Source organism: Streptomyces sp. NRRL B-1140 (genome assembly GCF_001280065.1).
Taxonomy (GTDB): domain Bacteria; phylum Actinomycetota; class Actinomycetes; order Streptomycetales; family Streptomycetaceae; genus Streptomyces.
Window position 1 is genome coordinate 275,694 of record NZ_LGEA01000091.1, and the last position, 14,794, is coordinate 290,487.

Genomic DNA, 14,794 nt, shown 5'->3' on the forward strand with positions numbered 1-14,794 from the left:
CGAACAAGTTTTCGAGTGCCGGTACTTCCGTCATACCGGCGTCAACACCCAACGGGTTATCCACAGATCGTCTTCATTATCCCCATGTGGAAAACTGCTGTGGATAACTCAACGAACACCCCTGGGCAGAGCTGCGTTCACCGTGCGGTGAACGCTACTTCCACTGGGTCGAGACACCGAATCCGGCGGCGATGAAGCCGAAGCCCACCACGATGTTCCAGTTGCCCAGCGAGTCGATGGGCAGGGTTCCGTCGGTGACGTAGAAGACGACGATCCAGGCCAGGCCGATGAGGAACATGGCCAGCATGACGGGCGCGACCCAGGCACGGTTGCTGAGCTTGATGGCGGTCGTCTGCTTGGCAGGCGGCGGCGTGTAGTCGGCCTTCTTGCGGATACGTGACTTCGGCACGAGGGTCTCTCCTGTCGATGCGCTGCGTGGCCGCGCAGGTAACTGGGTCGGTCTCGGGGCAGCGTGAGGGGACTCCGATTGCTCCCCCGGGCGTCCGTTAGCGTAGTGCTTCCGCCGCGCCGAAGGAGATAAGGGTACGTTGAGCAATTCTGCCGACTCCCCCGGGACGGGATCCACCCCTGGGCGCGCAAGCCGTTTCCGGCCCGTGCGCATCCTCACGGCGGCCGTGTTCGCTCTCGCGGGGCTCCTTTTCTTCACCAGCTTCAACACGGCCAAGGGCACCAACATCCGCACGGACACCTCTCTGCTGAAGTTGTCCGATCTCATCCATGAGCGCAGCCGCGAGAACGGTGCGCTGGACGAGACCAACGGCACCCTGCGTCAGGAGATAGAGGCGCTGGCCGAGCGCGACGACGGCAGTACCAAGGCGGAGGACGACAAGCTGACCGCGCTGGAGAAGCGCGCGGGTACGCAGAAGCTCACGGGCGACTCGCTCACGGTGACTCTCAACGACGCTCCGCCGGACGCCACCGCCAAGCTCCCCGGCTATCCCGAGCCCCAGCCGGACTACCTGGTCATTCACCAGCAGGACCTTCAGGCCGTGGTGAACGCGCTGTGGAAGGGCGGGGCCAAGGGCATCAAGGTCATGGATCAGCGGCTGATCTCGACCAGTGCGGTGCGCTGCGTGGGCAACACCCTGATCCTTCAGGGCCGTGTCTACTCGCCGCCGTACAAGATCACTGCGGTGGGTGACCCGAGTGCGCTGCAGAAGGCGCTGGCGGCCTCTCCGGCCATCCAGAACTACATGGTCTACGTCAACGTCTACGGGCTCGGCTGGAAAGTCGAGGAGAACGGCCCGGTGACTCTGCCCGGCTACTCGGGCACAGTGGATCTGCACTACGCGAAGCCCGTGGAGTAGCGGCCAGGCCGGGGGAGCTGCCGGTGCGCGTGATCGTCAGGACCGTCAGCGAACTCTGCATCACGGTGGGCAGTGTGATCGTGCTGTTCGTCGTCTACGTGCTCTTCTGGACCGGTGTGCGGGCCGACGGTGTCATGGACGACCAGATCGACCTGCTCCGCAAGGAGTGGTCGAAGCCCCGGCCGCCGGCCGGCGGCACTCCTGCGGGCCCTGTGAGGCCCGCGCCGTATGCCAAGGGCAGGCCTTTCGCGATCATGTACATTCCGCGGCTTGGTTTCACGTGGAACAAGCCCGTGCTCGAGGGCACCGCCACCGCCACCTTGAAGAAGGGGCTGGGCCACTATGCCGAGACCGCGCAGCTCGGGCAGAGGGGGAACTTCGCGGTCGCCGGTCACCGCCGTACCCACGGGGACCCGTTCAAGGACTTTCCCGAGCTCAGGCGGGGGGACGCGGTGGTGCTGACCGACGGTACGACCTGGTTCACGTATCGGATCGACAAAGGCCCGTACAAAACAGTGCCGTCCGACATCGAGGTGATCGACCCTGTCCCACGTACATCCGGGTACACGCGGTCGGGGCGGTATCTGACGCTGACCACGTGCGAACCGGAATGGGGACACAGCCATCGGTTGATCGTCTGGGCGCACCTGGACTCCACTCAGCCTGTGGAGGCCGGGAAACCAGAGGCGCTGCGCCGTTAGTCTGGTTGCTGTACGGCGTGGGTCTGGTGCCGTGGTACGACGGAAGGGACGGCATGTACGGCTGGATCTGGCGGCATCTGCCGGGAAACTCGTGGGTGAAGGCAGTGATCTCACTCGTCCTGGTCGTGGCCGTGGTCTACGTCCTTTTCCAGTACGTCTTCCCGTGGGCGGAACCGCTGCTGCCCTTCAACGATGTGACGGTGGACAACCAGTGAGCGCGCGCATTCTCGTCGTCGACAACTACGACAGCTTCGTCTTCAACCTGGTCCAGTACCTGTACCAGCTGGGCGCCGAGTGCGAGGTCCTGCGCAACGACGAGGTGTCGACCGCGCACGCTCAGGACGGTTTCGACGGGGTCCTGCTCTCTCCGGGCCCCGGCACGCCGGAGCAGGCCGGTGTGTGCGTGGACATGGTCCGGCACTGTGCCGGCACGGGTGTCCCGGTCTTCGGCGTGTGCCTGGGCATGCAGTCGATGCAGGTGGCGTACGGGGGTGTGGTGGACCGCGCGCCCGAGCTGCTGCACGGCAAGACGTCGCTGGTCGAGCACGGCGGAGGTGGTGTCTTCGCGGGTCTGCCCTCCCCCTTCACGGCGACGCGCTACCACTCGCTGGCCGCCGAGCCGGCGACGGTTCCGGCCGAGCTGGAGGTCACGGCGCGTACGCACGACGGCATCGTGATGGGCCTCAGGCACCGCGAACTGCCGGTGGAGGGAGTGCAGTTCCATCCCGAGTCGGTGCTGACCGAGCACGGGCACCGGATGCTGGCGAACTGGCTTGTGGAGTGCGGGGACCAGGGCGCGGTGGAGAGGTCGGCCGGGCTCGCCCCGGTGGTGGGCAGGGCCACGGCGTGACCGCGCTGCGCCCCGAGCGCGAGTCCGACACCTCGTACGGGCAGCAGTCGTACGGGGTGTCGGGTGCGTTCGAGGACTGGTCGGGTGTGGGCTACGGGGCGTCTTCGCAGCAGGAGCCGAATCCGGCGGGGCCGGGAGCGCAGCCGCGGTCCGGTGCGCAACATCCGCGGCATCCGGGGCAGTACGCGGCGTACGAGCCGGTCTCGGAGGATCCGTATCTGCCGCCCGTCGACGAGGAGACGGTGGCGCTGCGGATTCCGGGTCCCCCAGAGGGCGGCGGTCCCACAGCGGGTTCTCCGGCTTCTTCCGGTACTCGGCTGGACGGATCCGCTCCTGGCGGCCGAGCGGCCCGGAGAAAGGCCGCCAAGCGCCGTCACGGGCGCCATGGAGGTGCGGCGGAGACTCCGGCGGTCGCCCACGAGGGCGGTGTCGCCGGTTCCGGGAGCCGGGCGCGGGCGCCGCTGTCGCGGGTCGAGGCGCGGCGGCAGGCGCGGGCGCGTAAGCCCGGCCCGGCGGTCGTCGCGAGCCGGGCCATCGGCGAGGTGTTCATCACGACCGGCGTGCTGATGCTGTTGTTCGTCACGTATCAGCTGTGGTGGACGAATGTGCGGGCGCATGCCGAGGCGGGCCAGGAGGCGAGCAGTCTTCAGAACGACTGGGCGAGCGGCAAGCGCAATCCGGGGGCCTTCGAGCCGGGGCAGGGTTTCGCGATCCTGCACATTCCGAAGCTGGATGTGGTGGTGCCGATCGCTGAGGGCACCAGCAGCAAGGGTGTGCTGGACCGGGGGATGGTCGGCCACTACGCGGAGGGTGCGCTGAAGACGGCGATGCCCGGCGACAAGAGTGGCAACTTCGGGCTCGCGGGCCATCGCAACACGCACGGAGAGCCGTTCCGGTACATCAACAAGCTCGCTCCGGGCGATCCGATCGTCGTGGAGACGCAGGACGAGTACTTCGTCTACAAGATGGCGTCGATCCTTCCGGTGACGCCGCCGAGCAACACGAGTGTGCTGAATCCCGTGCCCACGGGGTCCGGCTTCACCAAGCCCGGCCGTTACATCACGCTGACCACGTGCACGCCGGAGTTCACCAGCAAGTACCGGATGATCGTCTGGGGCAAGATGGTCGAGGAACGGCCGCGCAGCAAGGGCAAGCCGGATGCGCTCGTCAGTTAAGGGCAGATGACCAGTGGCAGCGACCACCGACACGGACCACGAGAAGCACACCGGCGGGGCGTCCCGGCCGCCTGCGGCACGTCGCAGGCCCGGCCCGATCGCCATGGCGGTCAGTTTCTTCGGGGAACTCCTCATCACGACGGGCCTGGTCCTCGGCCTGTTCGTCGTCTACTCGCTGTGGTGGACGAATGTGGTCGCCGACCGGGCGGCCGGCAAGCAGGCCGACAAGGTCCGTGAGGACTGGGCCCATGGACGGGGCGGTCCCGGTGCGCTGGACACCAAGAACGGCATCGGTTTCCTGCACGTGCCGGCGATGCGCAATGGCGAGGTCCTGGTCGAGAAGGGCACGTCGAGCAAGATTCTCAATGACGGTGTCGCCGGTTATTACATCGATCCGGTGAAGGCGACCCTGCCGATGTCGGGCAAGGACGGCAATTTCTCGCTCGCCGCCCACCGTGACGGCCATGGCGCCAAGTTCCACAACATCGACAAGATCGAGAAGGGCGACCCGATCGTCTTCGAGACGAAGGACAAGTGGTACGTCTACAAGGTCTTCGACATCCTTCCGGAGACCTCGAAGTTCAACGTCAAGGTCCTCTCACAGGTTCCGGAGGAGTCCGGTAAGAAGAAGCCGGGCCACTACATCACGCTGACGACGTGCACTCCGGTGTACACGAGCACGTACCGGTACGTGGTGTGGGGGGAGCTGGAGCGGGTGGAGAAGGTGGACGCGGACCGGACACCGCCGGCGGAGCTGGGCTGATCGCGCTCCTTCGGGGCGGCCGGCCGCTAGCATGACGGAGGCCCGAAGCCGCAACTTTCTCTTGCGGCTTCGGGCCTCTGCGCGGTCGGTTCGTCATTCCAGGACGGTCAGGACCGCCCCGGCGCTCCATTCCTCCAGCAGCCCGCGGTGTACGGCTGTGATGCCGCTCTCGGCTGCGATGTTGAGGGCGTCGCGGGTGAAGGGGCAGGTCGCGACGAACAGGGCCACCTCGGAGTCGTGCAGGACCTTGGCCGCCCCGAGGAACTTCTGGATTTCGGGGCTGGTGATGGAGAGGTGGGGCGCGAACCTCTTGCACTGGACGACGATGCGCCGCCCGTCGGCCGTGAGCGCGGTGATGTCGATGCCCCGGTCCCTGCCACCGCCTTGCACGACGACGCTGGTGCAGCCGTCGCGGCGCAGGAGCTGGGCGACGTGTTCCTCGAATTCGCGCCCGTTCATGGCGTCCATGGCGGCCATGACTCCGGCGAGGGGACGGCCCTCTCGGGGGGCTTCCAGTCGTTGCAGTCGGTTGTGGTGCTGCCGGAGCCGTTTCTCGATGCGCTGGACGCCTGCCCGGAGGGCGGTGAGCTCTTGTCGGTGCTCGCCCGACGTTTCGATCAGGGTGTTGAACAGGGGGACGACGGTCCTCCCCAGGATGTGGGTGATGCGCTGGTCGATGCGGGCGTCGAGGGAGGCGGTGTCGGCCGGGGCAGGGTTTTCCACAGGCTGTGTGCGCGCCAGGTACTCCATGTCGAGGAGGTACACACGCACCTGACGTGCGACGTCGCTGTCGCGGAGCAGCATGGCGATGTTGAGGACGGCGCGTCGGGGGAAGAGGGCCAGGGAGCGGGTGCGTGACTGGATTCCACTGAGGTTCTTGAAGGACCTCAGTTCTTCGCCGGTCAGCAGGCGGTAGCCACTGGATTCCAGTTCGGTTCGGTGGTCCTTGATGAGTGACTTGATGGCTTCGAGACCGACGTCGAAGTACGACGCCACCATCGCGGTCGTCACGTGCATCCCGTCCGGCAGCAGCGACAGGGCCTTGACCCTGTCGAGCACGTCCGTGCGGTCGAGGACGCTGCCGCGCAGGGTCGGTGATTCCAGCAAGGCGGTTTCGTTGATCATGTTCTGTCCTCCGGCTCGTATGACCGGGGTGAAGTACCGATGCCCCACCCCACCCGGTGAACGAGTCGGGACATATGAAGACACGATCGACGGGCGCATGCCTTTTCGGGGATGTCTTCGGCCGTGAAGGGCAGAGCCCCCGGCCTCTGTGAGGCCGGGGGCTCTGTGATGTGACGGTGGGGTTGCGGGGTCAGTCGTCCTCGTTGCTGCCGTTGAGGCCGCCGAAGATGCCGCCGTTTCCGCCGCCGCCGTTGTTGTTGCCGCCGTTGTCCTGGCCGAATCCGACGGTCTGGAGGGTGATCGTCGTCCCTGCCGGGTCGTCGACCTCCTGGTTGGGGCCGGGGTTCTGGCCGGCGACGAGGGCGTTGTCGCTCTGGTCGCTGCCGTTCGCGAACTGGATGTTGGTGAAGCCTTGCTGGGCGAGGGTCTGCTTGGCCTGGGCGACCGTCTGGCCGACGACCTGCGGGACCTTGACCTTCTGCTGTTGCTTCTTCTTGCCGATCTGGATGTTGACCGACGAGTTCGGGTCGACCGACGTGCCGGCCTGCGGGGTGGTCTGGATGACCTTCCCGACCTGGCTGTCGTCATCGGTCTCCACCTCGGTGCAGTTGCCGACCAGGTTGCTGGCCTGCATCTGCTGCTTGGCGGCGTTGCAGTCCCGGCCGAGGACGTCCGGGACGGTGGACTTCGCCTTTTCCTTGGCGATGGTGAGGGTGATGGTGGATCCCTTCTCCACCTCCTCGCCCAGGTCGGGGTTCTGTTCCAGGACGGTGCCGGGGTCCTCGGTGGACTCCTTCGTCTTCGTTTCCACCTGGAAGTCGTACTTGTCGGCCTCCAGTGTCGCCTTGGCGTCCTGCAGGCTGTCCCCGACGACGCTCGGCACAGCCACCTTCGGCGCGCCCGTGGAGACCACCAGGGAGATGGTGTCGCCCTTGTCGACCTTCACCCCGGCCTTCGGGTCCTGGGAGCAAACGTTGCCCTTGGGCTGGGCGGCGCAGGGCTTGCTGGAGAAGGTCACTTCGACGTCGCCGTTCTCGGCCAGTTGCTCGGCGCTCTTCTTGGTCTCGCCGACGAAGTTGGGAGTGTCGACCTTGTCGTTGCTCACGCCGTCGCCGCTGACCGCCCATCGGCCGATCAGGATCGCCCCGACCAGGACGAGGATGCCCGCCACCACCAGCAGGATCGTGGAGGTGTTGGACTTGCGCTGCTGCCCGCGGCGCCGGTCGGGGCGGTCGTCGTAGCCGTAGCCGCCGTCGTCGGGGTTCATGGGGGGCAGCATGGACGTGGCGCCGGCGCCGGAGTCCGCGCGCAGGGCCGTCGTCGGCTGGTCGTCGGGGTAGCCGCCGTAGCCCACCGCGCCCATCGCGGCCGTGGCGGCGACCGGCTGGCCGTCGAGGCAGGCTTCGATGTCGGCGCGCATCTCGTCGGCCGACTGGTAGCGGTAGTCCGGGTCCTTGACGAGCGCCTTCAGCACGATCGCGTCCATCTCGGGCGTGATCTCGGGGTCGAAGACGCTCGGCGACTGCGGCTCCTCGCGGACGTGCTGGTAGGCCACGGCCACCGGGGAGTCGCCGACGAAGGGCGGGCGGACGGTCAGCAGCTCGTAGAGCAGACAGCCGGTGGAGTACAGGTCGGAGCGGGCGTCGACCTGCTCGCCCTTGGCCTGTTCCGGGGAGAGGTACTGGGCGGTGCCGATGACCGCCGAGGTCTGCGTCATGGTCATGCCGGAGTCGCCCATGGCGCGGGCGATGCCGAAGTCCATGACCTTGACCTGGCCGTTGCGCGTCAGCATGACGTTCGCCGGTTTGATGTCGCGGTGGACGATGCCGGCGCGGTGGGAGTACTCCAGGGCCTGGAGGATGCCGATGGTCATCTCCATGGCACGCTCCGGCAGCAGCTTGCGGCCGGAGTGCAGCAGCTCACGCAGGGTCGAGCCGTCCACGTACTCCATGACGATGTACGGGATCGACACGTTGTCGATGTAGTCCTCGCCCGTGTCGTAGACCGCGACGATCGCGGGATGGTTGAGCGAGGCGGCCGACTGGGCCTCCCGGCGGAACCGGGCCTGGAAGGAAGGGTCACGCGCGAGATCCGCGCGCAGCGTCTTCACCGCCACGGTGCGTCCGAGGCGGGTGTCATGCGCGAGGTAGACCTCCGCCATGCCACCACGCCCGAGCACCTGGCCCAGTTCGTACCGGCCGCCGAGGCGACGCGGCTCTTCCATAGCTACCTACCAGCCCTCTCCGTCGGTCCCGACCGGCATGCTTGTACGGTCGGAGGCTGCCGTCCGGGCCTACCGTACCCGGCTCGCTTTGTGTGACCTGGCCAAGCCCGTCAGCCGATACAGGACCGGTATCGCAACGTGCACCGATGTGAAGCAGGCGTGAGCGGGGTCACTTCTTGCTGTCGATGACCGCCTCCATCACGTTCCTCGCGATCGGTGCCGCGAGGCCGCCGCCGGAGATGTCGTCGCGGACGGCGTTGTCGTCCTCGACGACGACGGCCACGGCGACCGGCGCGCTGCCGTCCTCACCCTTGGCGTAGGAGATGAACCACGCGTAGGGGTTCTCGCTGTTGTCGACGCCGTGCTGGGCGGTACCGGTCTTGCCGCCCACCTTGACGCCGGGGATCTTGGCGTTCGAGCCCGTGCCCTTTTCGACGACCGTCTCCATCATCGACTGGAGGATCTGGGCGTTCTCCGGCGACAGCGGCTGGCTCAGTTCCTTGGGGTCGGTCTTCTCGATCGGGTCGAGGCCGGGCGACTGGAGCTCGTCGACCATGTACGGCTTCATCAGCTTGCCGTCGTTGGCGACGGCCGAGGCGACCATGGCCATCTGCAGCGGGGTGGCGGCGGTGTTGAACTGGCCGATCGAGGACAGCGCGGTCTGAGAGGGGTTCATGTCGTCGGAGAAGACCGAGGCGTTGGCGCGGACGGGCGTGAACTGCTCCTCGTCGAAGCCGAACTTCTTGGCCATGTCCAGCATCTTGTCGTTGCCCAGGTCGGCGCCGATCTTACCGAAGACGGTGTTGCAGGAGTACTGGAGGGCCACCCGCAGCGTCGCGTTCTCGCAGGGGATGTTGCCCTCGTTGGGCAGCTTCGTGTTGGTGCCCGTCATGACCCACGGGTCCGGCGAGTTCGTCTTGACGTCGGCGGACGTGTACTTGCCGTCCTCCAGCGCGGCGGCAGCGGTGACGACCTTGAAGGTGGAGCCGGGCGGGTAGGTCTCGCGCAGTGCCCGGTTGAGCATCGGGTCGTCGGGGTTGTTCTTCTTCTGCAGCTTCTGCCAGGCCTCGGTGTCCGTCGTCGTGGAGTTCCCCGCGAAGGACGACGGGTCGTACGACGGGAAGGAGGCCAGGGCCAGGATCTTGCCCGTGGACGGCTCCAGGGCGACGACGGAGCCCTTGCCGCCCTGCCTCTTCAGGCCGTTGTAGGCGGCCTTCTGGGCGGCGGCGTTCAGGGTGGTGACGACGTTGCCGCCCTGCTGCTTCTTGCCCGTGAGCATGTCGAGGGTGTTGCGGAAGAACAGCCGGTCGTCGTTGCCGGTGAGGATGCCGTCCTCGATGCTCTCGAGCTGCGTGGCACCGAAGGCCTGCGAGGCGTAACCGGTGACCGGCGCCCACATGGCGCCGTTCTTGTAGGTGCGCTTGAACTTGAAGTCGCTGCCCGACGACTCGGCGGAGCCGGTGATCGGCTCCCCGCCGACGATGATGTTGCCGCGGGGGGAGGCGTAGCGCTCGATGGTGACGCGACGGTTGTTCTTGTCGGTCCGGAGCTCGTCCGCCTGGACGTACTGGATCCAGTTGTCGCGGATCATCAGTGCCAGAACGAGCAGGCCGCAGAAGATCGCGATCCGGCGCAGGGGCTTGTTCATGACGGGCGGACCACCTGGGTCATCTCGGCGTCGGGGTTGGCGGCGGGAGCGGGCGCCGGGCGGCGGGCGGTGTCGCTGATGCGCAACAGGATGCCGATGAGTGCCCAGTTGGCGATCACGGAGGAACCGCCGTAGGCGACGAAGGGCAGCGTCATACCGGTCAGCGGGATGAGGCCCATCACACCGCCGGCCACGACGAAGACCTGGAGGGCGAAGGCGCCCGACAGGCCGACGGCCAGCAGCTTGCCGAACGGGTCGCGGGCCGCGAGGGCGGTGCGCACGCCCCGCTCGACGATCAGCCCGTAGAGCAGCAGGATCGCCATGACGCCCGCCAGGCCCAGCTCCTCGCCGAAGGTGGCGAGGATGAAGTCGGAGTTGGCGGCGAAGCCGATGAGGTCGGAGTTGCCCTGTCCGAGGCCGGTACCGAGGGTGCCGCCGGAGCCGAAGGCCCACAGGGCCTGCATGGACTGCTCGGTGTGGCCCAGCTCGCCCTGCCGGCTCAGTTTGTATTCGAGCATCGGGTTGAGCCAGGCCTGCACACGCGTCTGGATGTGCGGCTCGAAGCTCGCGACGCCGACGGCGCCGACCGCGGACATCAGCAGACCGAAGACGATCCAGCTGGTCCGCTCGGTGGCGACGTACAGCATGATGACGAACATCCCGAAGAACAGCAGGGACGTGCCGAGGTCGGTCTCGAAGACCAGGATGAGGATCGAGATGACCCAGACGACGAGGATCGGGCCCAGGTCGCGTCCGCGCGGCAGGTACAGGCCCATGAAGCGGCGGCTGGCCAGGGCCAGTGCGTCTCTCTTGACCATGAGGTAGCCGGCGAAGAACACCGCGAGGGCGATCTTCGCGAACTCGCCGGGCTGGAGCGTGCCGAGGCCGGGGATCTTGATCCAGATCTTGGCGCCGTAGATGTTCGCGCCGAGTCCGGGCACGAGCGGCAGGACCAGCAGCAACAGCGCGCCGGCCATGGAGATGTACGTGTAGCGCTGCAGGACGCGGTGGTCCTTCAGGAAGACCAGTACGCCCACCAGCAGGGCGACGCCCATCGCGGAGTACAGCAGCTGCCGGGGAGCCGCCTCGACGAACTGCTTGCTCGCCTGCAGCTTCTCCGACTGGTCCAGGCGCCAGATGATGACCAGTCCGAGCCCGTTGAGCAGCGTCGCCAGTGGCAGCATCAGCGGGTCGGCGTACGGCGCGAACTTCCGTACGGCGAGGTGGCCGACGCCCGCGAGCAGTCCGAGCCCGAGCCCGTAGCTCAGCAGGCCCGGCGGCACCGAGTCGTGAAGGGCCAGGCCGACGTTGGCGTAGGCGAACACCGGGATGACGACGGCGAACACCAGCAGCGCGAGCTCGGTGTTGCGTCGGCTCGGCGCGCCGATGGCGCCGATCGTGGACGTGTGGTGCGTCGGCGAGTGCGACGTATTCGTACCGCTCATGGTGTGACAGGGCCTCTCACGGCTACTGCTTACCGCACAGCGAGACGACCTTCTGCTCTTCCTCCGAGAGGCTGGGGCCGGGGCTGGGGGTGGGTGCGGTCGTGGTCGGGGGCGTGGACTTCTCCGGGGCCGACGGTGAACCCGACGGGCTGGACGGGTTCGGCGTCGGTGTGGCCTTGGACGTGAAGGAGGCGGGAGTGGTTCCCGTGGTGCCCCCGGCCTCGCCTTCGCCGGTCTTGGAGTTGTTCTGGCTCTCGGCTTCGCGCCGCTGCGCCTCCTTCTTGCACGCGGAGGCCTGCACCGACAGTTCCTGGATCTTCGCCTGGGCGTTCTTGAGCCCGCCCTCGGGGATGGTCTCCTTGACCTGCTTCTGCTGGTAGGGCGGCAGGTACTTGAGTTCGATCTCGGGGTGGTCCTTCTCGACGTCCGAGAGGGAGACCCAGGCCAGGTCCTGGCTGATGCCCCGGTACAGCGCGACGTGTTCGTTCTGGGTGCCGACGTAGTACTGCGTCTGCGTCCAGCGGTATCCGCCGTAGAGTCCGCCGCCGACGAGGGCCAGGGCGAGGGTGCCGTAGAGGGATCTCTTCAGCCAGCGGCCCTTCCTGCGGGGCTTGGTGAAGTCGTCGTCGCCGTAGTCGAAGCCGTCGGCGGGGATGTAGCCGGTGGTGTCGCCGGAGCCGGGCGGGCCGAACTCGCCGCCTCCGGTGCCGCGGCCGTGGCGGCCGAGTCCGGAGGCGCGGCCCGCGGGGGTCTGCATGATGCCGTTGTCGTGCAGCTGGTGCTGGTTCTCGGCGACGGCGCCGACCACGACGGGGGTGTCGGACAGCTGCCCCGCGAGGGTGTCACCGGTGTCGAGGTCGAGGACGTCGGCGATGATGACCGTGATGTTGTCGGGGCCGCCGCCGCGCAGCGCCAGCTCGATCAGGTTCTGGACGGTCTCCTGGGGGCCCTGGTAGCTGGCGAGGGTGTCCTCGAGGGTCTGGTGGGAGACCACGCCGGACAGGCCGTCGGAGCAGATCAGGTAGCGGTCGCCGGCGCGCACCTCGCGGATGGACAGGTCCGGCTCGACGTGGTCTCCGGATCCCAGGGCGCGCATCAGCAGCGAGCGCTGCGGGTGCGTGGTGGCCTCCTCCTCGGTGATACGGCCCTCGTCGACCAGGCGCTGTACCCAGGTGTGGTCCTGGGTGATCTGGGTGAGGACGCCGTCGCGGAGCAGGTAGGCGCGGGAGTCGCCGACGTGGACCATGCCGAGGCGCTGGCCCGTCCACAGCAGGGCGGTCAGGGTCGTCCCCATGCCTTCCAGCTGGGGGTCGTCCTCGACCATGGAGCGCAGCTGGTCGTTGGCGCGCTGTACCGCCGTGCCGAGCGAGGTGAGGATGTCGGAGCCGGGGACGTCGTCGTCGAGGGCGACGATGGTGGAGATGGCCTCGGAGGAGGCGACCTCACCGGCCGCCGCGCCGCCCATGCCGTCGGCGATGGCGAGCAGGCGCGGGCCGGCGTATCCGGAGTCCTCGTTGCCCTCCCGGATCATGCCCTTGTGCGATCCGGCCGCGAAGCGCAGTGACAGACTCATGCGCACCTCGCCTGTCGGCTCCGGGTACAGCCGGTCGTGTCGAGCCACACTGCCCACCCTCCGGTCGGGAGCGCGCGGGGGGCCGGGGTGGGGCCCGCCACTGCGTGCTCGCTCCGCTCGCGCCTATCCATGATGTAGCACTACTTCCGCAGCTCGATGACGGTCTTGCCGATGCGGATCGGCGCGCCCAGCGCAATCGGTGTGGGAGTCGTCAGCCGGGACCGGTCCAGGTACGTGCCGTTGGTGGAGCCGAGGTCCTCGACGATCCACTGGCCGTCGCGGTCCGGGTAGATCCTGGCATGGCGGCTGGAGGCGTAGTCGTCGTCCAGCACGATCGTCGAGTCGTGCGCGCGGCCCAGGGTGATGGTCTGGCCCTGGAGGGCGACCGTGGTGCCGGTGAGGGTGCCTTCGGTCACGACCAGCTTGGTGGGGGCGTTGCGGCCGCGCCGGCCGCCGGCGGGCTGCTGGCGCTGCTGCGGAGGTGCCTGGCGGGCGGCGGCCTGCTGCTGCTGGCGGCCCGCTTCGCGGCGTCCGCCGCGCTGGGTGACACGCGTACCGAAAAGGTCGCTGCGGATGACCTGCACGGCCACGATCACGAACAGCCACAGTACGGCCAGGAAACCCAGCCGCATGACCGTGAGGGTCAGCTCTGACATTGCCCCCGCTTCACCCTTCGGCTTGCCGGTAAATGATGGTGGTGCTGCCCACGACGATCCGCGAGCCGTCGCGGAGCGTAGCGCGGGTGGTGTGCTGCCCGTCCACCACGATGCCGTTGGTGGATCCGAGATCCTGGATCGTCGAGGGCGTTCCGGTCCGGATCTCGCAGTGCCGGCGGGAGACGCCGGGGTCGTCGATCCGCACGTCGGCGTCGGTGCTGCGGCCCAGCACGAGCGTGGCGCGGGAGATCTGATGGCGGGTGCCGTTGATCTCGATCCAGTGGCGGGTACGTCCGCCGGCGGCCGGGGGCCGCTGGCCGCTCGCGGCGGGCGGGTAGCCGTAGCCGCCGGGCGGCGGTGCGGCGGGCATGGGCGGGGCACCGGCGGGCGAGGCGGACGGCGGGTAGCCGTAGCCACCGGGGCGTGAGCCCTGCGGGGCGGCGGGCGCGCCGCCGCCTTGCGGGCCGCCCTGCTGGCTGCTGGAGGAGGCGAGCGTACGGCTGCGCACCCGGTACAGGCCGGTGTCGAGGTCGTCCGCCTTCTCCAGGTGCACCTTGATCGGGCCCATGAAGGTGTAGCGCTGCTGCTTGGCGTAGTCGCGGACCATGCCGGCGAGCTCGTCGCCGAGCTGGCCGGAGTAGGGGCTGAGCCGCTCGAAGTCGGGTGTGCTCAGTTCGACGATGAAGTCGTTGGGTACGACCGTGCGGTCGCGGTTCCAGATCGTGGCGTTGTTGTCGCACTCGCGCTGGAGCGCTCCGGCGATCTCCACGGGCTGGACCTCGGACTTGAACACCTTGGCGAAGGTGCCGTTGACCAGACCTTCGAGACGCTGCTCGAATTTCTTCAGGACTCCCATGAGGCACCTCCTCCGTAGCTGCCGTCCTGTGTACTGCCCTGCGGGCCGCTTGGCTGGTACTGCTTACTGATCGTATCCACGCGCGGCTCGATCGGCTGGTTCCCCCTGTCAGCACCGCCGACGGGTGTCGACGCATGACGAAGTTCCCTGTGGAGCTCCTCCTCGAACTCCTCCGGTGTTACTGCTGCGCGTATCCGCCTCCGGTATGCCTGACAAGGATCGTAGAGGCGGCCGAAGACCAGTGTCCCGCACCCGGCTGTGGACCCCGCCCCCTCCTGCGGAGACGGCGGGTACCGGTACGAGGTTGATACGTGAACAGGTTCGCGTTGATACGTGGCAGGGGCATCGATGGTTCGGCAGGGGTTCTGCCTGCGGGGATAAGGGATGTGAACCCACCCCTTCCAGCGTGCTAATGTTCTGGGTGTCGGAAGGCGCCGGCCCCAAAGGGGC

14 protein-coding genes are annotated in these 14,794 nt (G+C 67.8%); 6 read left to right on the plus strand and 8 right to left on the minus strand.

The genetic code is table 11. The annotated features are described in order from the left end of the window. Positions 1 to 154 precede the first annotated feature (154 nt). Entirely contained in the window at positions 155 to 409 is a 255-nt protein-coding gene (crgA, locus tag ADK65_RS13160) for a cell division protein CrgA (RefSeq protein WP_031137573.1), read from the minus strand. Between the two features lie 139 nt (positions 410 to 548). Here crgA and ADK65_RS13165 point away from each other — a divergent pair, with 139 nt between their 5' ends. The 6 genes from ADK65_RS13165 to ADK65_RS13190 are packed head-to-tail and all read left to right on the plus strand — an operon-like array spanning position 549 to position 4,817. Next, the gene (locus ADK65_RS13165; RefSeq protein ID WP_053670166.1) at positions 549 to 1,328 is read left to right on the plus strand and encodes a DUF881 domain-containing protein; all 780 of its coding nucleotides are present in this window, start codon (positions 549 to 551) and stop codon (positions 1,326 to 1,328) included. 23 nt (positions 1,329 to 1,351) lie between these two features. Then, positions 1,352 to 2,029: a class E sortase gene (locus ADK65_RS13170; protein WP_053670167.1), complete on the plus strand. Its 678-nt coding sequence runs from the start codon at positions 1,352 to 1,354 to the stop codon at positions 2,027 to 2,029. A gap of 17 nt (positions 2,030 to 2,046) precedes the next feature. Next, the gene (locus ADK65_RS13175) at positions 2,047 to 2,244 is read left to right on the plus strand and encodes a hypothetical protein (RefSeq protein WP_199825635.1); all 198 of its coding nucleotides are present in this window, start codon (positions 2,047 to 2,049) and stop codon (positions 2,242 to 2,244) included. Beyond that, complete coding sequence (locus ADK65_RS13180) at positions 2,241 to 2,879, plus strand: aminodeoxychorismate/anthranilate synthase component II (protein WP_053670169.1); 639 nt, start codon at positions 2,241 to 2,243, stop codon at positions 2,877 to 2,879. Before ADK65_RS13175 ends, ADK65_RS13180 begins: the two co-directional genes overlap by 4 nt. Next, positions 2,876 to 4,054: a class E sortase gene (locus tag ADK65_RS13185; protein WP_053670170.1), complete on the plus strand. Its 1,179-nt coding sequence runs from the start codon at positions 2,876 to 2,878 to the stop codon at positions 4,052 to 4,054. Before ADK65_RS13180 ends, ADK65_RS13185 begins: the two co-directional genes overlap by 4 nt. Positions 4,055 to 4,067: 13 nt before the next feature. Then, positions 4,068 to 4,817, plus strand: a complete 750-nt coding sequence (locus tag ADK65_RS13190; protein ID WP_053670171.1) for a class E sortase — start codon at positions 4,068 to 4,070, stop codon at positions 4,815 to 4,817. 93 nt (positions 4,818 to 4,910) lie between these two features. Here ADK65_RS13190 and ADK65_RS13195 read toward each other — a convergent pair whose 3' ends face one another. The 7 genes from ADK65_RS13195 to ADK65_RS13225 form a co-directional block, all read right to left on the minus strand. Further along, the gene (locus ADK65_RS13195; RefSeq protein WP_053670172.1) at positions 4,911 to 5,942 is read right to left on the minus strand and encodes a restriction endonuclease; all 1,032 of its coding nucleotides are present in this window, start codon (positions 5,940 to 5,942) and stop codon (positions 4,911 to 4,913) included. Between the two features lie 190 nt (positions 5,943 to 6,132). Continuing rightward, a complete protein-coding gene (gene pknB, locus ADK65_RS13200) occupies positions 6,133 to 8,166 on the minus strand; it encodes a Stk1 family PASTA domain-containing Ser/Thr kinase (protein ID WP_053670173.1) in 2,034 nt (677 codons plus the stop codon). A 169-nt stretch (positions 8,167 to 8,335) separates the two neighbouring features. Beyond that, positions 8,336 to 9,814: a peptidoglycan D,D-transpeptidase FtsI family protein gene (locus ADK65_RS13205; RefSeq protein WP_053670174.1), complete on the minus strand. Its 1,479-nt coding sequence runs from the start codon at positions 9,812 to 9,814 to the stop codon at positions 8,336 to 8,338. Then, complete coding sequence (locus ADK65_RS13210) at positions 9,811 to 11,259, minus strand: FtsW/RodA/SpoVE family cell cycle protein (protein WP_053670175.1); 1,449 nt, start codon at positions 11,257 to 11,259, stop codon at positions 9,811 to 9,813. The genes ADK65_RS13205 and ADK65_RS13210 overlap by 4 nt, the downstream gene beginning before the upstream one ends. Before the next feature lie 22 nt (positions 11,260 to 11,281). Continuing rightward, positions 11,282 to 12,832 carry a Stp1/IreP family PP2C-type Ser/Thr phosphatase gene (locus tag ADK65_RS13215; RefSeq protein ID WP_053670495.1) on the minus strand — a complete coding sequence of 517 codons (1,551 nt, stop codon included), beginning with the start codon at positions 12,830 to 12,832 and terminating at the stop codon, positions 11,282 to 11,284. 140 nt (positions 12,833 to 12,972) lie between these two features. Continuing rightward, positions 12,973 to 13,488, minus strand: coding sequence for an FHA domain-containing protein FhaB/FipA (locus ADK65_RS13220; RefSeq protein WP_053670176.1), 516 nt, complete (start codon positions 13,486 to 13,488; stop codon positions 12,973 to 12,975). 10 nt (positions 13,489 to 13,498) lie between these two features. Further along, positions 13,499 to 14,344, minus strand: coding sequence for an FhaA domain-containing protein (locus ADK65_RS13225; RefSeq protein ID WP_053670177.1), 846 nt, complete (start codon positions 14,342 to 14,344; stop codon positions 13,499 to 13,501). Between the last annotated feature and the right edge of the window lie 450 nt (positions 14,345 to 14,794).

Coding starts and splice junctions, on each gene's coding strand:
- ADK65_RS13195 (WP_053670172.1), bottom strand. CDS start 5,942: ATGATCAACGAAACCGCCTTGCTGGAATCACCGACCCTGCGCGGCAGC.
- pknB (WP_053670173.1), bottom strand. CDS start 8,166: ATGGAAGAGCCGCGTCGCCTCGGCGGCCGGTACGAACTGGGCCAGGTG.
- ADK65_RS13205 (WP_053670174.1), bottom strand. CDS start 9,814: ATGAACAAGCCCCTGCGCCGGATCGCGATCTTCTGCGGCCTGCTCGTT.
- ADK65_RS13210 (WP_053670175.1), bottom strand. CDS start 11,259: ATGAGCGGTACGAATACGTCGCACTCGCCGACGCACCACACGTCCACG.
- ADK65_RS13215 (WP_053670495.1), bottom strand. CDS start 12,832: ATGAGTCTGTCACTGCGCTTCGCGGCCGGATCGCACAAGGGCATGATC.
- ADK65_RS13220 (WP_053670176.1), bottom strand. CDS start 13,488: ATGTCAGAGCTGACCCTCACGGTCATGCGGCTGGGTTTCCTGGCCGTA.
- ADK65_RS13225 (WP_053670177.1), bottom strand. CDS start 14,344: ATGGGAGTCCTGAAGAAATTCGAGCAGCGTCTCGAAGGTCTGGTCAAC.